Source organism: Parasphingorhabdus sp. (genome assembly GCF_039968395.1).
Lineage (GTDB): Bacteria > Pseudomonadota > Alphaproteobacteria > Sphingomonadales > Sphingomonadaceae > Parasphingorhabdus.
In genome coordinates, this window is record NZ_JBDVPV010000005.1 from 675,268 (window position 1) to 693,736 (window position 18,469).

The 18,469-nt window shown below is 52.8% G+C and carries 15 protein-coding genes; 3 read left to right on the forward strand and 12 right to left on the reverse strand.

What is annotated here, in order from left to right:
* Positions 1 to 59: 59 nt before the first annotated feature.
* Both fmt and truA read left to right on the forward strand, forming a co-directional pair.
* A complete protein-coding gene (gene fmt / locus ABJI30_RS13945; protein WP_348017296.1) occupies positions 60 to 965 on the forward strand; it encodes a methionyl-tRNA formyltransferase in 906 nt (301 codons plus the stop codon).
* On the forward strand, positions 962 to 1,717 hold the full coding sequence (gene truA / locus ABJI30_RS13950) for a tRNA pseudouridine(38-40) synthase TruA (RefSeq protein ID WP_348017297.1): 756 nt from the start codon (positions 962 to 964) through the stop codon (positions 1,715 to 1,717). The genes fmt and truA overlap by 4 nt, the downstream gene beginning before the upstream one ends.
* Here truA and ABJI30_RS13955 read toward each other — a convergent pair.
* From ABJI30_RS13955 to ABJI30_RS14010, 12 genes are all read right to left on the reverse strand, one after another.
* On the reverse strand, positions 1,703 to 3,598 hold the full coding sequence (locus tag ABJI30_RS13955) for an XrtA/PEP-CTERM system amidotransferase (protein WP_348017298.1): 1,896 nt from the start codon (positions 3,596 to 3,598) through the stop codon (positions 1,703 to 1,705). The genes truA and ABJI30_RS13955 overlap by 15 nt on opposite strands.
* 11 nt (positions 3,599 to 3,609) lie before the next feature.
* A complete protein-coding gene (gene xrtA, locus ABJI30_RS13960; RefSeq protein ID WP_348017299.1) occupies positions 3,610 to 5,163 on the reverse strand; it encodes an exosortase A in 1,554 nt (517 codons plus the stop codon).
* Complete coding sequence (locus ABJI30_RS13965) at positions 5,160 to 6,449, reverse strand: TIGR03087 family PEP-CTERM/XrtA system glycosyltransferase (RefSeq protein ID WP_348017300.1); 1,290 nt, start codon at positions 6,447 to 6,449, stop codon at positions 5,160 to 5,162. Before ABJI30_RS13965 ends, xrtA begins: the two co-directional genes overlap by 4 nt.
* Entirely contained in the window at positions 6,383 to 7,456 is a 1,074-nt protein-coding gene (locus ABJI30_RS13970) for a FemAB family XrtA/PEP-CTERM system-associated protein (RefSeq protein ID WP_348017301.1), read from the reverse strand. The genes ABJI30_RS13965 and ABJI30_RS13970 overlap by 67 nt, the downstream gene beginning before the upstream one ends.
* Positions 7,453 to 8,355 (reverse strand): XrtA system polysaccharide deacetylase, encoded by a 903-nt coding sequence (locus ABJI30_RS13975; protein WP_348017302.1) that lies wholly within the window; start codon positions 8,353 to 8,355, stop codon positions 7,453 to 7,455. The genes ABJI30_RS13970 and ABJI30_RS13975 overlap by 4 nt, the downstream gene beginning before the upstream one ends.
* Positions 8,330 to 9,628, reverse strand: coding sequence for an XrtA/PEP-CTERM system-associated ATPase (locus ABJI30_RS13980; protein ID WP_348017303.1), 1,299 nt, complete (start codon positions 9,626 to 9,628; stop codon positions 8,330 to 8,332). Before ABJI30_RS13980 ends, ABJI30_RS13975 begins: the two co-directional genes overlap by 26 nt.
* A gap of 35 nt (positions 9,629 to 9,663) precedes the next feature.
* Positions 9,664 to 11,286 (reverse strand): hypothetical protein, encoded by a 1,623-nt coding sequence (locus ABJI30_RS13985; RefSeq protein ID WP_348017304.1) that lies wholly within the window; start codon positions 11,284 to 11,286, stop codon positions 9,664 to 9,666.
* A gap of 2 nt (positions 11,287 to 11,288) precedes the next feature.
* Positions 11,289 to 12,206 carry an AAA family ATPase gene (locus tag ABJI30_RS13990; RefSeq protein ID WP_348017305.1) on the reverse strand — a complete coding sequence of 306 codons (918 nt, stop codon included), beginning with the start codon at positions 12,204 to 12,206 and terminating at the stop codon, positions 11,289 to 11,291.
* 9 nt (positions 12,207 to 12,215) lie between these two features.
* Positions 12,216 to 13,739 (reverse strand): XrtA system polysaccharide chain length determinant, encoded by a 1,524-nt coding sequence (locus tag ABJI30_RS13995; RefSeq protein WP_348017306.1) that lies wholly within the window; start codon positions 13,737 to 13,739, stop codon positions 12,216 to 12,218.
* A gap of 39 nt (positions 13,740 to 13,778) precedes the next feature.
* On the reverse strand, positions 13,779 to 14,435 hold the full coding sequence (locus tag ABJI30_RS14000; protein WP_348017307.1) for an XrtA/PEP-CTERM system exopolysaccharide export protein: 657 nt from the start codon (positions 14,433 to 14,435) through the stop codon (positions 13,779 to 13,781).
* A 167-nt stretch (positions 14,436 to 14,602) separates the two neighbouring features.
* Positions 14,603 to 15,823, reverse strand: a complete 1,221-nt coding sequence (locus tag ABJI30_RS14005) for a pyridoxal-dependent decarboxylase, exosortase A system-associated (RefSeq protein WP_348017829.1) — start codon at positions 15,821 to 15,823, stop codon at positions 14,603 to 14,605.
* A gap of 5 nt (positions 15,824 to 15,828) precedes the next feature.
* Positions 15,829 to 17,370: an acyl-CoA ligase (AMP-forming), exosortase A system-associated gene (locus ABJI30_RS14010; RefSeq protein WP_348017308.1), complete on the reverse strand. Its 1,542-nt coding sequence runs from the start codon at positions 17,368 to 17,370 to the stop codon at positions 15,829 to 15,831.
* Positions 17,371 to 17,410: 40 nt separating this feature from the next.
* Between ABJI30_RS14010 and ABJI30_RS14015 the strand changes: the two genes are divergently transcribed.
* The gene (locus ABJI30_RS14015; RefSeq protein WP_348017309.1) at positions 17,411 to 18,451 is read left to right on the forward strand and encodes a GNAT family N-acetyltransferase; all 1,041 of its coding nucleotides are present in this window, start codon (positions 17,411 to 17,413) and stop codon (positions 18,449 to 18,451) included.
* Positions 18,452 to 18,469: the final 18 nt, after the last annotated feature.

Sequence of the window (18,469 nt, forward strand, 5' to 3'; positions counted from 1 at the left end):
GTCTTTAGGGACATATTCTTTGCTCTGCCAAGGGTTAGCAACACACAAAGTGAGATTTTATGCGTTTAGCGTTTATGGGAACCCCTGATTTTGCGGTCCCTGCCCTGAAAGCTCTGCATTCAGCCGGACATGAAATCGTCGCGGTTTACTCCCAGCCACCGCGACCTGCGGGGCGCGGAAAGAAACTGACACTTTCGCCCGTTCAAAAAGTTGCGGAGGAACTGGGACTGGAAGTTCGTGTTCCTGTGTCACTGAAAACTGACGAAGCACAGCAGGAATTTGCTGCACTGGAACTCGATGCAGCAGTTGTGGCGGCTTATGGACTAATCTTGCCGCAAACCATTCTCGACGCACCCAAATCGGGTTGCCTTAATATTCACGGTTCGTTGTTGCCGCGCTGGCGCGGAGCTGCTCCGGTCCAGCGCGCCATACTTGCCGGTGATGCGACGACCGGCATAACCATCATGCAGATGGAAGCCGGACTGGATACAGGCCCTATGCTGCTGAAAGCGGAAACACCAACAAACGGAAAGACTTCAGGAGAATTGACCTGTGAGCTTGCGGAAACGGGCGCAATGCTCATGGTCCGCTATCTTAAAGCACCTGACAGTTGTCCGCCCGAAGTTCAGGACGATAGTCTCGCAACATATGCAAAGAAGATAACGAAAGACGAAGCCAAACTGAAATTTGGCCAACCGGCTGAACAGGTCGAGCGCCAGGTTCGGGCCTTCAATCCGATGCCCGGAGCCTTTTTTGAACATGAAGGTCAGAGATACCGCGTTCATTCGGCTGATATTGTCGATATGGAGGGCCCAGCAGGAATCATATTGGACGGCAGGTTGGCAATAGGATGCGATCAGATGGCAATCCGTCCGGCAGTCATTCAAAAAGCAGGCAAGCCCAAAATGGAGCTGGATGACTTCCTCAATGGTACCCAGATCCCGGCGGGAACCAGCCTCCGATGACGCGATTTGCAATAACTATTGAATATGACGGCAGCCCATTCATGGGATGGCAGCATCAGGATCACGGCCCGAGTGTTCAGCAAGCAATTGAACAGGCGATCAAGAGAATAACCCAGCAGGACATTCGGGTTTTCGCCGCCGGACGGACGGATGCCGGTGTGCATGCACTCGGCATGCGTGCGCATTTTGATCTCGAAACCCGGTTGACACCTTTTCGTTTAATGGAAGGGCTCAATGCTGGTTTGCGCCCCCATCCCGTAGCTATCCTCGCCTGCGATATTGTCGATGATGACTGGCATGCCCGATTTTCCTGCCTTGGCCGCAGATATGTCTACAAGATCATCAATCGCCGCGCACCTCTGACACTGGACAAAGGCCAGGCGTGGTTGATAGTCCGGCCTTTGGATACAACTGCGATGCATGATGCTGCGCAATGTCTCGTCGGACAGCATGATTTTACCACGTTCCGGTCCACGCATTGTCAGGCGAAAAGTCCGGTCAAAACACTCGACAGTATCTCGGTTACGCGATTTGGTGAAGAAATCGAGGTAGAAGTAGCGGCCCGTTCGTTCTTACATCATCAGGTGCGTTCGATTGTCGGGAGTCTCGCCATGGTCGGTGAAGGTAAATGGTCTGCCAAAGATCTTAAAAACGCGCTGGAAGCCAAAGATCGAAAAGCTCTCGGCTACAACGCGCCGCCGGACGGTCTGTATTTTGTCGATGCAATCTATCCACCTTCAGAGGCTGAATAGGTTTTTCACAGATTTGTCGAGCATCAGCAATTGCCAGAGCAAACGGCTGTTGTCCGATTTCCCCGAAATGTGATCTTCAGCGACCTTCGCAAGAGCCGTGGTATCAAACCACCCCATGCGAGCCAGAGATCCGGTGGAAGCAATATTGCGCGCCTGTTCCGCCAGCGGTCCCCGAAACCATTGCGCCAAAGGTGTGACAAATCCCATTTTCGGGCGGTAGAGAATATCCTGCGGCAAATAGCGCTCCATAGACTTTTTCAGCAGATATTTCCCTGTTCCGCCCCGAACGCGAAGACGTGAAGGCAATCTGGCTGCAAATTCCATGAGCTTGTAGTCGAGCAAAGGCTCGCGGGCTTCCAGAGCGACGGCCATGCTTGTGCGATCAACTTTGGTGAGAATATCTCCGGGAAGCCACATTTTCATGTCTGCATATTGCGCCTGATCAAGACCGTCGCGTGCCGGCGCATTGTCCATAAGATCAATCATACTCTGTTCACCGCGATAGCCATCAAGCTGACGGATCATGCTGTCTGAGTAGATCGAAGATCGCCCATTTGGCCCAGTTACACCAACGGCTTCCGCATAGCCTTCCGCTCCGGAACGGGACAAGGAAAGCAACGTTGATTTGGCCCGGAAGATTTGCGGCGCCCAGTCGGCTTTGGGATACATCCGTCCGAGCCAGCCCAATGCCGGACCGCGGATAGATTGCGGAACCAGTCCCCTCACCCGCTCTTCAGCGTTGTGAAAAACGTGACGGCGATAGCCTGCAAACGCCTCGTCAGCTCCGTCACCCGACAAGGCTACGGTGACATTTTCCCGCGCCAGTTCGCAAACCCTATAAGTCGGAAGCGCAGAACCATCTGCAAATGGTTCGTCAAAATGGGCAGCCAAAGTATCGATCAAGCCAAAATCATCGGCCGCCACCGTTCGGCTGCGGTGATCCGTCCTGAACCGATCTGCTACGGTTTGCGCATAGCTGGTCTCATCAAGCGACGCCTGATCGAATCCGACAGAACAGGTGTTTACAGGATGGCGCGATTTCTCCGCCATCAATGCCACAACCGCGCTGCTATCGACGCCTCCGGACAGAAAGGCCCCAAACGGGACGTCGGATATCATCCGTGAACCAACCGCATCCTGCATCAGCGAAACGAGTTCGTTTTCAAGATCCGCTGCCGATGTCTTGTGCCGTTTGCTAAAATCAATGTCCCAATATTGAATCTGGCTGGGCGCTGGCCTGCCTTGCTCGAGAAGCAGGTAATGGCCCGCCTGCAATTTTTTGACACCTTTCAAAATCGCAGTCTGATCCGGAACATATCCAAAAGCCAGATAATCGTCGACCGCGCGCATGTTAGGTTCACGGCGGAGTAACGGATTGGCCAATAATGCCTTGAGTTCCGATCCAAAAATAATGCTGCCGTCAGATACTGGGGCATAGAAGAGCGGTTTTACGCCCAAACGATCTCGTGCAAGAAAAAGCTGCTTCTTCCGTTGATCAAAAACTGCAAAAGCGAACATTCCGTTCAGTCGTTTCAGGCAATCCACGCCCCATTGCCGCCAGGAACAGAGAATGACTTCGGTATCGGATTCCGTTTCAAACTGATGCCCCAGGGCTTCCAGTTCTTCTCGCACCTCCTGGAAATTGTAAATCATCCCGTTAAAGCTGATTACCTGCGCTTCGTCTGCCGTAAGCATCGGCTGTGCCCCGCCGTCGAGATCGATGATCGCAAGTCGGCGATGTCCCAAGCCGACTCCCGGTGCTGTCCAGATACCGCTCCCATCCGGGCCCCTGTGAGCAACGCTGTCGGTCATTTTCCGCAGGCGCTCTGGGTCGACCGGCTTGGCCGTCTCCAGATGAAATATTCCCGCAATACCGCACATAGGGATGCGCCCTAGCGCAGACCGGCCATTTCGTCAGCCAGTTTATCGATCGAACCCAGCGATCCAATAAATTCATCCATTGTCTCGCGAACACCTCCATCCACGGTGTGCTCTGCTGAAACAATGATAGCGACGGCATGCTGATCTCCGCCGAAAAGTCTGCCCTTAAGCGTTTCGAGTTTCACTTTTGAAGAACTCCCGGTCACTATTCCTCCGATTCCGTAGAATGTAATGGCATCCCGCGTAACGGGGCCAGGTGCTATAATCTGTATCGCTCTTGCTGCTGGGGGAGCAGAAAGCTCGCGGCTCCAGGCCCATTCCGTATTCGGATCAAACGCCCCCTGACCGTAACCCACGATCTCGCGCCCGTCTTCCTGACGATCATAAACCGCTACGGCAAGATCAACTGTCTCGCCGCTGGTCCTGTTGCGATATCGACCAAGCAGCTGGTGATTGGCCCCGTCAAAACGTGGTTTCCAGGCATAAGCAGGATGGTATTTCACGATATCCCAACCGCTTACTTCAGGTAAAGAAATGGACTCCGGAAGGTTGGACGTTTGGGCGGCCAGGCTGGATATCCACAAAACGGGAGCGGCGATCAGTACAGAAATTGCAACAGCGGCATGACTCATCCTCATCTTACCGGACTTGGACTGCTCGCTTGTTTCAATATGGTTTCCATCAATAAGCCGATCATCAATCTTTCGATCAAAGAACGGCCAACCAATCGCCATAACCAGCACCAACACAAAAGCGAAAAAGAACCAGCCATAAAAAATATGATCAAAACCCGTGGCAAAATCGGTGCTTGTATGATGTGCGATGTAGATCGTTCCGAAGGCACGAATGCCGTTGGCGATAACCGGCACAACAACCGCCATGGCCATGAACAGCGCGCGCCGTGGCCAGCTTTGGAAACATATATTGCAGACCAACGCACCGTAGGCGATCATCGCAATCAGGAATTTGACCCCGGAACAGGCCTCGGCAACCTCGAAATAGCCGGTTGGTGTTGATATGAACACGCCGTCAATAAATGCAGGGATATTTGCCCAGGACAGAAACAGCATCGACATATCGGCTGTAATTGTCTGCAAGAACGGAACAATTTCCTCTCCAAACGGAACAAGGAAAAAGCTGTAGAAAAGGACGAAAATCAGTCCTTTCGCTACCTTCTGGCCAAGAATGGCAAGGACCGAACCTTGCAACATCATGATCAGGGCAAGATGTCTTGCGAAAGACACTCCGGCAGCTTCACCCAGCAGCCAAGCGATTGATCCCAAGCCGACCCAAATCAACCCTGGTGCCCAGATCTCTGGTGTTATTTTTTGTAGCTCTGACCAGCGTTGCTGGATCTGCCATCCCAGGATAGGCAATATCAGGAGACAATGATTATAGGTTGAGATATTCCACCACGTTGAAACCACATCGCCCACATCGCGCCAGAACAGCCCGATGATGATAACCGTCATCATCAAAAGCAATCGGAGATGTTGTGACCAAAGCGTGGCTGGAGCCCTCTTTACCGGATCACCGGTTTTTACAGAAAATGTTGCATCAGTCATTCTGCTGCCTCGGACATGGTGATGCGCGTCAATCCGCAATATTCTTCCAGTGATTCTAGCTGATCTGTCCAGCGATACCTCGTCCGCATCAGTTTTCCAGCAGCTCCGCCAAGCGTATCTGCCCTGACTGAATCGTTCAGCAAATCCGCTACCGCGCGGGCTTCGTCCTGCACAGTCTCTGCGACAATGAAATGTTCATCATGGCTTGCTTGAATACCCTGTGCGGCGGCGGATGACGCAACTACGGGTTTATTCATCGCCATGGCTTCCAGCACCTTGTTTTGAATGCCGCGCGCAATCCGCAAAGGTGCGACAACTACGTCCGCCGCTGCCAGCCACTGCCGGATATCATCGACCCTACCGACTATTTTTGTTCCGTTTCGTCCATCAAGTTTCATTACTTCGGCGGTTGGTGCCCGGCCAACGATCACAAATTCTGCGTGCGGATGAGTTTTCCGAATAATCGGCATGGCATCATTGGAAAAGCTGCGGACTGCTTCAACATTCGGAAGATAATCCATCTGACCGGTAAACAGCAGCATCGGTGTATCTGCATTCCGCTCGACTGCATGCACCGCTTCGGGATCATAATAAGCGAAATCGATGCCATTGCCCAGGCTTCGAATATTCTCCGGTTTTTGCCCCAACCTGTTCCGGAACAACTCAGCCTCCGCATCGCTGACAAACAGGGAAAAATCGGCATCCATTGCAACATCATGTTCAAATTTGCGCAACAACCGGCCTTCGCGGTGATGGATCCACTTCATCGGGCCGGAACCAGACGCAGCATAGTTTTCAAACTTGGCGCTATCTACGTCCACAAAGTCCATCACGACCCGGCCCGCGAAGGAAGCAGGAATATATTGCGCCATTTGTCCCGAAAAAACAAAAATGCAGCTGATATTTCGGTCGCGAACAGTCTTGTCTACAAACGCTTGAATCTGGTCGCTTGCAAATGATGTCAGTGATACCGGAAGGCCTCGCACCAGCGCCTCGATACCGGCCATCCAGACGGGTTTTTCACGAATAACGATCGCACGCGATGCCAATTTACCCCTGACTTCATGAAGTTCCTCTGCTTCAGCAGCATCATCGGCAAAGCATGCCAGATGCACCGGAGCCATTCTGCTCAAATGGCGCAGTATATGATGCGATCGAATCTTGTCCCCACGGTCTGGTGGCCATGGAACCCGATGTGCGAGAAACAAAATTTCAGACACTAGCCAAGGCCTCTGGCAATCAATGGCCCCAGACGATTGGCGATTGGCAATGGCAATCTCTGCCACAATGCAACTTGCAAACGATATTTGGGACTCATCGGATTGACATCCCTGGCTTCTTCGCCGCTTGCCGTACGGACGACATATGACAAAGGTTGAGGTTCAAAACCCCAATTTTTCTTGAACGACCAGGCACCGGTTCCAACTTTGGATCGGCCAAAATCAAAAGCTTGGCATCCGCGTTCGCGCGCATGGTTCATCAACGCATAATACATCACGTCATTGGCGCGCAACCGGCGCGCGTTCCAGGTGCCTCCACCCCAATAGGGGAGCACGACATTGCGATAATACAGGCTCAGCACGCTCGCTACGGGTTTGTCGCCATCCAGAACCGTCAGAATATCTGCCTTGTTTCCAAAACCGTCCAGCACAGCATCGAACAAAGCTCTGGGAAAAACCGGCGTTCCCAGATTCCGAACGCTTTCAGCATATACCGCATAATGGTCTGAGCGATCTTGCTCTTCCGATCCCACACGAACCGTCAGATCATTCTTCAATCCCTTGCGAACTTCGGCGCGCTGTTTGCGGGGAATGGCCAAAAGCTGCGCTTCACCATCTTCGGCAAGTGGCCGAACGAAACCAGCATATACGTCTTTCTTTTCCTGCCATGCGCTGCCAGGCGACTTTCCGCCGCGCAACTCAACGCTCGGAAAACTGTTACACTCGGCAAATGCCCAGGCTGCATCAGCGAGAGATCGCGCCGCCAGGTCGTTGAGGCTCAAAATCCCGCCACCGACGGCAAAGCCGGATGAAACCAGGGCCCTGCCAAAAAGCGCAGAATGTATAAGATGCAAAGGCAATATTCCCTGCAAACTTCCGTCTTTTGCTTCTGCCAGAAGATATCGCCACTCGTGACCACATCCTTCAGATATTGCTGACACCCAGTCAGGCAGGTGAAAAACGGTGCCCTCCTCATGTGCCTCAACAAACGCCTTGATACGGGCGAATTCGTTGGAATCAGGCTGTTCCAATATTCTGATGGCATTGGTCGCAGGCGAAAATGGTGCATTCATGGGAGAAGTTCCAGTTCGAGTTCTGCCAACTCATCCACCCTGCCCCATTGATAATCACCGAGCGCGCGTGCCAATTTGGCTTCCATGGCTCCAAGGCGAGCATAATGCCGCAATTTCGATTTGACGGGAGCATTGTGTACCCGGGGCTGAGCTGCATCAATTTCCCAAGGGTGAAAATAGAAGATCGCACCGCGCCCTTCATCTCGATGCATCTTGTTTATCGCCCACTTGTACAAAGCATATGGCAGCAATCTGAAAAAGCCGCCGCCACCCGCCGCCAATGTCCGACCTGCCGCCCGGACAGTTGTGACAGGCAACTCGACGAAATCCGTATTTGGTAGAGGTTTCCATGCAAATCGGGGAGATCCTGCCCAGCCATAGTGATCATGGTGGATAGGAGCGACGCTCGAACTGTAGCGATAGCCCTCTTCAACCAGAATTTCATGTGCCCATGGGGTTCGTTGATCAATCGAAAAACTGGGCGCGCGATAGCCCGTGACTGCCTGCCCTGATGCATCCTGCAGCAGCTTGTGGCTTCGCTCAAGATCAGATCTGAATTGATCGGGAGTCATCGAAAAAACGCGTGCATGATCATAGCCGTGACTGGCAACTTCATGACCAGCATCAGCAATTCGTCGCATCAGTTGAGGATAGCGTTCCGCAACCCATCCCAGCGTAAAGAAGGTCGCATTAACACCTGCCTCTGCGAAAAGAGCAAGCACGGCGTCACTGTTCCGCTCCACCCGGTGGTCGAGCCGATCCCAGTCGGATCTATCAATTACAGTCTCAAAGGCTCCCACCTGAAACCAGTCCTCGATGTCCACAGACATGGCATTGAGCAAAGCACGGGAATCACCGGCTTTGGCGAACCTGTCAGGCTGCGCGTCCTGTATTGACATAGCTTTCCTTGCTTCGGATATCGCTTTCGACCCAATCAACGAGCATCGTCAAGACACGGTGCAGATTTTCTTCCTGGCCATCCATTCGCGATTCCAGTTCGGCGAGACGTCCAGCGAGCTGTTTCATCTGGACCTCCTGTTCCCGCGTCTCTGATGCATTTTCCAAATCCAGCGCTTGTGGCTTCGGTTCTGGAACCGGGGTTTCCGTCAACTCTGGGGCTGGCTGAACTTCTTCGTTCACCACGGATTTGAGCGGCACAACTTCCTTTTCTTCCATCAGCGGTTTCTCGGCCAATATCGGCTTCTCTACCGGAACCGGAGCAGGTTCAGCATCTGCTTTGGGAACGGATGCCAATGGCGGCATTTCAGGCATGGTTGCCTTCACAGGTTTTTCCCGCAATGGGCTTTGCGCCACAATATCGCTGGGTTCGCCGCCCATTTGAGGTTGCGAAATCTCAACTTCTTCGCCGCTCAAATCGGCCAAGACGCGGCCGACCAGCGCTTGATCTATCAATTCTGCCTGTTCCACCGAACCCATAAGCAGAACCCTACTCATCAGTGTGTTTATTTTTCGCGGGACACCGCCTGTTTCACTGTAAAGAATCCTGAAAACGTCAGAAGTAATCTTCGGACGCCCTGACCATCCGCTTTTGGAAAGACGGTGCGTGATATAGGGTTCGATTTCCTCGGAACCCATCGGATCAAGATGGTGATGTGCGATAACACGTTGCCGCAATTGCTCCAGTCTGTCGGAGTTTTGAAGCTTGTCCCGGAACTCGGGTTGACCGAGCAAGAATATCTGCAGCAAAGCCTGGCCGCCCAGCTGAAAATTTGACAACATCCGCAATTCTTCGAGAGCACTTGTTTGCAAGTTTTGCGATTCATCCACGATCAACAAACAACGACGGCCGGCTCTGGCTTCGCTGTGCAGAAATTCTTCGAACGCGCTCAAGAGCTGCGCCTTGTCCATATCATCTGTATCGATATCAAAGTTATTCGCTGCGATCCGTACAATATCACGGCTGTCAATCTTGGTCGTGACAATGTTCGCTGCGGTCAGGCGTTCTTTGTCGATTGTCGCCATCAAATGACTTACAAGAGTGGTTTTGCCGGCACCGACATCACCGGTGATGACAATAAAACCTTCGCCCTGTGCCAGCCCATATCCAAGATAGGACAGTGCTTTGCGATGAGTCACGCTTTCGAAATAATAATGCGGATCCGGGGTCAGCTGAAACGGCCGACTGGTCAGTCCATAAAATGTTTCATACATCCGGGTTTCTCCCACCAAGGTTGTTCAAATGTGGATTAAAAGTCATAGCGCAGCCCCAAAAGAGCCGAAGCGGTCAGTTCACTGTCGAAACCATCCTGATGGAAACTGTCCAGTCCTGCGGCTACAGTGCCCTTCAAACCAGGAAGGAACTGATAGTAATAAGCAGCATTGGTACCGAGGCTAAGGACATTGCCCGCACCAGCAAAACCGCTATCCAGCAAGTTTGCATATACGTTGGCATCAAAGCTGGAACGCGCATCGATCTGCTTGCCGATGAAGAAATTCGCGTAGTAATTTTCATCAACCAGTCCATCGACACTCGCCAGGCTACCCAATTGCGAAGCGAAGAACCTCCGACGCGAATAACCGACACCCACACCGGTGCTCCAACCCGCATGAGCGTAAGTTAATTGCCCATTGACCCCGCGTGCGCGGAATGAAGAGGAAGACGCCGACTGCAAGGCATCGTTGAAGCAGAAGCTGCTCGTCTGGCCGAATGCACAACCGTTAAACTCCCCGCTGAGCGGATTGCGGTTGCTGATAAAGCTGGTTCCGAGAGTAGACAGGCTATCGTTCAGCAGTCCGCCAAATCCGGACACGGTATCATAAACCGCTATTCCCAGTGATGTGTTTTCATTCGGTTGATATCCCAGACTCCCGGCGTAAGTCGTGCTGCCATATCGACGGCCAACTCTTGCCTCCAGCGATGTGCGGCGACTTGGGCGCCATAACACGCCAGCGTCCCAGATGATGCCGTCCTGGTCATAGGACAGCAACCGAGGTGATGTTTCGTCAGTAACCAGACGGCCGTCATTGTCGACAACGGGTACGCCGTTTACGTCCCGAACAGCATCCCGTTCGGAAATCTCGATATCTTCGTATCCGACACCACCGACAAGTGCCAGGGTGGGCGACACCGGAACAGTCAAATCTGCCCGTGCATATTTTTCTTCAAAACGCTGATCAAGCTGATCGGCATCTTCCCGTTCGTATCCGCCACTGACGTTCCAGCCAAATGGCAATTCACCGGGATTCATCCCGACGCTGACATTGGCCGAATGGGTCACACTTTCATCGAATACATCAATCGGCAGCTGACCGGGCGCAAGTACGATCGCATCATCCGCCTCGACTTTGGTATAGCCGACCCGATAATTTGCAGCGACATTTAGAGCCCCGACATTTGTCGCCAGAGAAGGCCCTGCATAGACAGAATAGACCTGCGTCAAATTGTCAAAGTCGCCCACGGTGTTGGAAGGAGCCGCGCCGCGCAAATCAGTACGACTGCGCGTTGCAATTCCGCCAGCTTCAAGCGAAAGAACATTGGGTACGATCTGGACACTCCCGCGAGCCAGCCCGCTGATAATATCGTCATCACCTATATTGTCCTGATAGAAAAACCGGCGCTCGTAGCGGAGGCTGACCTGCGCTTCAGCCTGCCGGGTTTGCAATGAACTATCAACCCCAGCGGCAACGGACGTGTATGTCAGAACATCTGTGCCGTTGTTCAGGTCAGCGACAAGCACCTGCTGGACTTCCAGATAGGGCGTCACTTCAAGGTTTTTGTCTCTGGCCTGAGCTGGATGAAAAGCAGCGATCATCATCGGTGGAATCAGCACACCATATTTCAGCACATTCAAACTTTTACGCGCGGTCATGGTTATTCTCCATATCCATAATATGATCCGAACCGCCGTCCCGTCGGGGAGAATTTGGTCCCGTTCAGCAGCAGCTGGATGTGATCACAGCCCGCCAGAAGACTGAGAGCGTCTCTCAAGGCTGTTTCAGTTGTTTCGTCCGCTTTCACGACCATCAACACCTGCCCGACGTGTGTTGCGAGCACTGACGCGGGTGAAGCGGATAGCGCAGGCGGAGAGTCAAAAATCACAATCCGGTTGGGATTGTGTTGTGTCAGGCGATTGAGAACCTCAGCCGTTCTGGATGATGCCAGATACTCCGTATCCGCATTGGTCTGGTCGCCGGCTGGCAATATGGCCAGCCCCGGGATATCCGTTCGGATGATACAGTTTTCAACCGGTAATGCCGGATCTGCGAGTGCGTCCATCAGCCCTTTATTGCCCTCCAGTCCAAGACTGGACAAAATGCTCGGCTTCGCGAAATCCGCATCCACAAGCAGCACTTCATTGTCTTTTTCTGCTGCAATCGACAGGGCCAGATTCATTGCGCAAAAAGTTTTGCCTTCATCGGGATGAGCCGAACAGATTAAAATTCTCTCGCCATGGGGCAATGGCCCTTGCCTCGAGTTTCCTTTTGCCGACAGCAGCAGTTGCCGCTTGATGATCCGGAATTCCTCGGAAATGCCGGTAACTGGTCCATTCGGGACGATAAACCCAGCTTCCCGAAGTTTGTCCCGGTCCACAATGACCGTTGGACCATCATATCTCGTTGCCGGAACCGGCATACCCGGCGCGGCTGGCGCTGTTGCATTTTCTGGCGGCAGCAATTCCGGTGCCGGATTTGGAACCGGCGGAGCAGCGTTTGACGGCATATAGTCATAGACCTGCGCTGCGCGCTCAAGGAGCGATCCGGATTTGCTGAGAGGATTATGTTTGTTCATGTTATTTCCTCAAGCCACCATGCCGCGCTGGACAAATTCAACCACCATGAGCAGGGCAAAAATCCCGAACAATGCGCTACCCGCACCGTAGAATAGGCGCATTTTCTTTTTCCGCAGCACACGCTGTGCGCTGGTCAATACTTGTGAAACGGAGCCAATGACCGGCAATCCGCTGGCTTTTTCCAGCTTCGACGCCGTCGGGTAGCTGGTCTGGAGCTGACCCATTGCAAAAGCTGATCCGACACCGCTGCCGATTCCGACAAACAGCACCAGAGCAAGCAACAGCGGACGATTGGGCGCCGCTGGAGATCGTGGGCTTGATGGGGGATCAATAACCTTGAATTTGACGGAATCCGTTTCGGTTTCGACCTGTCCGCGCAATTTGATCTGCTCGCGGTCCGCCAGCAGCTTGTCATATTGCTCTTTCAAGACATCATAATTCCGGCTTATCCGCGCCATTTCAGCGGCAACACCGGGCTCAAGAGACTGTTTCGAGGCCAATTGGGCCATGTCGGCCTGTATGGCGTTCTTGCGGGCTTGCAGAGCAGCGACAGAAGCCTGGCGTTCTGCTCTCATGCTTTGAAGCGAGCTATAGGCCGGATTTGGCGTTCGATAGCCTGCAGTAGATCCGCCTCCGCCTTGTGCACGAAGAGCTGCAATTTCTTTCTTCATCGCGATAATATCCGGATGACTGTCTGTCCAGCCGCGTGCCCGCGCAGAAGCCAGCTTGCCCTGGGCTTGCGAAAGCGCGCTGCCGCCTGAACCGCCGAAACCGGGAGTTGCAATCGTTGCAGGTGTCCCTGCCAACTGACCGTTCAGTGCGGCCAGCGATGCAGAAGACTGGCTCAGTTGTGAATCGAGCTGGCTCAGCTCTGCCCGAGCAGCTTCCATGCGCTGACTGATTGATCCAATCCCGGGCAACAACCCCAAATTTTCGGTTTCAAACGTAACGCGCTTCTGCTCCGCTTCCTGCAAAGCCTTTTCCCGGTTTGCCAACTGGGCATCGAGGAATTTTAATGTCTGGCTGGTTTCATCGCGATCACCCGACAAATTTTCCTCGACAAAAATGTCGATCATTTTCTGGACGATTTCGCGAGAGAGTTTCGCATTTTCTGCATCAGACAGATTGCTGGCGGACGAATTGGCTGTGATTTCGAAGAGATTATCCTTCTCCGACTTGATCACGATATTCTTGCGCAGCATTTCAACCTTGCCGGCAAGCTCTCTGTCGCTGGCAACAGTCAGGTTCAGATCAGTACCCCGAACCACTTTTTCGAGATTGATTGTCGATGCCAGTGTTTCCTGAACGCGTTCCATGTTCTTTTTGCGTTCGCGCGACTCAATTCCCACCTTTTCGGTCAGGATCGATTGCATCTCCACGAAAACCCGTGCTTTGGATTCGTAACTATTGGGGATCAAGGCAACCACCAGCCAGCCCAGCAGGCAAATGCCCCAGGCAACGGCCAGCGCCATCCAGCGTCTGTTCCAGACACTGTGAATTGCTATTCTGATTTCATCGTAAAGGCCGTTCATCGATCTTGTAGATCCTTTTGAATGCGAAAATTCAGTGGATTAAAACATGCTTTCAGGAATGATGATCACGTCTCCGGGACGCAGCATGACATTCGCTTTGGTCTCGCCGCGCTTCAGCAAGTCACCGATACGCAACGCATATTCCTGCTGTTGACCGGTGCCGCGGTTAAACCGCACGAGGCGGGCCTTGTTGCCGGACGCAAATTCAGAAAGTCCGCCAACCGCAATCATGGCATCAAGCAAGGTCATGTTGGCCCGATAGGGAATTGATGCCGGCTTTTCGGTCGCGCCAACCACGCGAATCTGCTGGGAAAAGGTCCCTGAAAAATTGTTGACGATAACCGACACAATCGGTTCGTTTATATATTCGGACAGTTGCAGTTTGAGGTCTTCGGCCAGCATCGCCGGTGTTTTACCCACGGCAGGCATATCAGTGATCAGCGGAGTCGTGATCCGTCCATCCGGACGAACCTGTACTTTCGCCCCAAGTTCCGGGTTGCGCCAGACAAAAATTGTCAACTCGTCGAGCGGACCAATCACATATTCTTCGCCCGGGCCTTCCTGCATCGAAACAAAGGAAGCGGGTGGAAGCTGCGCTCCAGAGGAACCGCCCGCACAACCGGTAACCGCCAGCGAAGCCAGTCCCGCGGCTACAAAGCAGTTCGGCAAACGTTTGTTTTTTAATACAAAACTCATCATCAATACCTCGCGTTCAGCCTGCCACGACCATCTATTCCCCGCTGGAAACAGCTGCGTCGCGCAAAGTCTCAAGAAAGCTATGTGAGAAAATAGTGAAAATAGCGTTAGGATTAGCTGATTAACGGCGAAGCTCGGCCCAGCGCATGTGTCACATCAATATTTTGTTAATCGAGAAATATCTCCGTCGCCGGCCCCTGCCCCAGAAAATTGGCAGGACTTGCGGTGGCACCATAGGCTCCCGCACAGAACATCGCGACAATATCACCAACATTGGCAGTTGGCATATTGGCATTGTCGCTTAGCCGGTCCAGAGGCGTGCACAAGCACCCCACAATCGAAACGACCTCTTCGGGTTCTATGCCGAACTTGTTGGCGATAGCCGCCGGATAATTGCGTTTTACCACCGTTCCGAAATTGCCGCTGGCCGCCAATTGATGATGTAGTCCACCATCGGTTATCAGAAACGTTTCTCCGCAACTGATCTTGCGATCAACAATCTGCGTGAGATAAACTCCTGCTTCTCCAACCAGATAGCGTCCGAGTTCGACGGCGAATTGCGTGTCTTTCAAAATATCGGGCAAGGATTCCAGCTCTTTCGACAGTGCTGCACCCACGGCGACGATATCGACAGACTCGTCACCGGGAAAATAGGGTATTCCGATTCCGCCCCCCAGATTTACATGGGCAGGAGCCACGCCAATCTCCCCCGCCAGTCTGGCAGCCAATGCCAGAGTTTGCGCCTGTGTTTCGATAATGGCGTCGGCCTTCAATGCCTGAGAACCTGCAAAAATATGAAACCCGCGCCAGTTTCCGTCGGCTTCCAGTATCTTGGCAACAACGGGCGCCACCAGGTCGATGTCCATACCAAATTGCTTGGCGCCCCCGCCCATTTTCATACCGGAGCCCTTGAGATCAAAATCCGGATTCACGCGAATAGCGAGTATCGGCGTTTTTCCTGCTTTGGCAGCGATATCCAGCGCCCGGTCACACTCGGTCGGTGACTCGATATTGATCGTTACACCGGCTTCAATCGCCGCGATTAACTCCTTATCCCGCTTCCCAGGCCCTGCAAAACTGATATGATCTGCACCAGCGGCAAGCGCCATCGAGAGTTCTCCTCCCGAAGCGATATCGATTCCATCAACCAATGAGACCATATGTTCCAGCAAAGGCCCGAAAGGATTGGCCTTCATGGCATAATGTATATCCAGCCCGTCCGGCATTGCCTGACGCAAATCAGCCAAACGTTTGGTGAGAAGTTCTTTCGAATAGACGAAAACAGGAGAACCATGCTGTTCAACCAGAGCAGTCGCCGTTTTCCCGCCAATGATCAAATCTCCATCGCGCGCCTCAAATCCTGCAGGGATGGGGCCAACCGGCTTTATTTTCGTCATGACGTAACGACCTTTATCAACGCAGTACGATCAAGTTTTCCGTTTGGATTCTTTGGAAACTCATCCAGCCAGGCAATAGCATGGGGTTGCATAAAATTCGGTAAAGCGCGTTTTAGATATTGCGCCAGCTGCTTTTGTTGGTCTTCCCCGGCGGCCGCATTAGAGCTGCGCACAAACAAGTGGATTGCATGCCCCAGACGTTCATCCGGGATACCAAGAGCAACGGTTTCAGCTACCAGCCCGCTGGCGATTGCAGCCTCTTCGATTTCCGACGGGCTGATGCGGTTACCCGAGCTCTTGATCATACTGTCGGTGCGGCCAACAAAATATAACAGCCCGTCTTTCCCGCGTTTGACCGTGTCTCCGGACCAAACTGCAAGTCCTCCATATCTTGACATATCCGGTGCACGTTTAAACCGTTCGGCGGTGCGTTTGGGATCCTGCCAGTAGCCTTGCGCAACCAGCGGTCCGGCGTGGACCAGCTCGCCTTCTTCCTCTGGCTCGGCAAGTTCGCCATTGGAATTGATCACCATGATCTCGGCGTGCGGGATTGCAGTCCCCATGCTAGTGGGGTTCTCATCGATCAGTTCTGGAGCGAGATAAGTGGAACGGAACGCTTCGGTCAGTCCGTACATCGCGAATATATCCGTTTTGTCGCCAAATATGGATCGCAATTGCGTGACCAGAGTTGACGTCAAGGCGCCACCACTATTTGTCAGTCTTTGCATCGCACTTGTGGCCTCTGCGGGCCACTCCTGCTCCACAAGCTGAACCCAAAGCGGCGGAACTGCGGCAAGAGTCGTGATTTTTTCCCTGGCACAAGCTTTGAGAACATCCCGCGATGTCAAATAATCCAGGGGGACTGCACATCCGCCTGCGATCCAGGTTGAAAGCAGCTGGTTCTGACCATAGTCAAAGCTGAGTGGCAGCACACATAACGTCTTGTCATCTGCAGTCAGGTTTAGATATTCTGCTACGCTGACCGCGCCGATACTGAGATTGGCATGGCTAAGCATCACGCCTTTTGGTCGACCGGTCGATCCGCTGGTATAAAGCAGCGCCGCCAATGCATCGGTATCAAATCCTTCGTCATTGCAGGGCAAGGGATCATTCACCGCATCCAAAGCGGCAACAACTTCACCATCACTCAGGACGGAACACTGATCATTGATCGATGAACCATCGAGTGACTTTAATCTGGGTGCGTTCGTCACCAGCATCCGCGCACCACTATCCTCGATAATATGCCCGACTTGCGCGGGTTTCAGCAATGGATTCACCGGAACGTAGACAAGCCCTGCCCTGACCACCGCGAGTGGCATCAGACAGGCCAGCTCGGTTTTCGGCAACCAGCTCGCAATGCGATCACCCTCGTCGAGATTTTGATTCGATAACCAGCGCGCCATTGCGCCGACACGATGATTTAACATCTTGTAGTTAAGAGTACCGGAACGCGTGATAAGCGCGATCGCTTCCGGATCACCTGCCAGTGCGAGCCGATCCAGTGCGAAAGCAGGGTTATCCGATTGAGTATTCAAATGCTTGAGCCTATGGGAAAAGAACGATTTTGTGACGAACATGACAGTAGCAATGAACAGTGAATATCACGATAACTTTCAGTCAGTGCAAGCGGTTGCTGGTAAAAAGCTCGATCGCAGCGTCCAGAAATCGCTGTTTGATCGCCTCGACTGGGTGCAGCAACTGCATGAATATTGTGTTTCGGACCATCAGCCGATTCTAGCAAACAGTTCCGAGAATGGTGCTCAGGCATGGATGTACCTGATGAAAACAGGTCTCGGACGCTATGAAGGACTCGCCAATTGGTATAATTTTACCTTCCGTCCGGTGTTTACCGGAACCTTTGATGAAGTCACAAAGCTGGCGCTACTGGCCAAAATCGCGTCAGACCTTCGCAAGACGTCTCATCACATAGAGATTTATCCGGTTCCAGAGGAAGATCAATCTGCGAGCCTGACCGAACGAGCCTTTGAGCAGGCAGGCTGGGTGGTATTCAAATCCAAAGCAGACGATAATCATATTCTCAATGTCAAAGGACAAACCTTCGATAAATATTGGGCAGAAAGACCCGGGCAACTCCGCAATACGGTGCGCCGGAAGGCAAAGAAGAATATCGTCACAACTCGCATCGAAACCCAGTTCTCAGACGAACACTGGAATGACTATCTGCACGTTTACGAGAATAGCTGGAAACCGGAAGAAGGCAGTCCGGAGTTTCTCAAAAGTCTCGCGCAACGTGAAGCAGAAGCGGGGTGTCTTCGCCTTGGTCTCGCTTATATTGACGGACAACCGGTTGCGGCACAATTCTGGACGGTCGAGAACGGCGAAGCGCTTATTCACAAGCTGGCTCATATCGAAGATGCGACCAAATCTTCACCGGGAACACTACTCACCGTGGCAATGTTTCAGCACGCGATTGACGTGGATAGAGTAAATCTGGTCGATTTCGGGACCGGGAACGATCCGTATAAACGGGACTGGATGGAAATGTCGCGGCCACGTTACCGGCTGGAAATGTTCTGGCCAAACAATCCATTGTCCTGGCTACCCATTTTGAAACATTATGCCTCGGGTCTTGTCGGGCGGCGCAGTTCACTCTAGGGATGCGCCGTTGTCCGG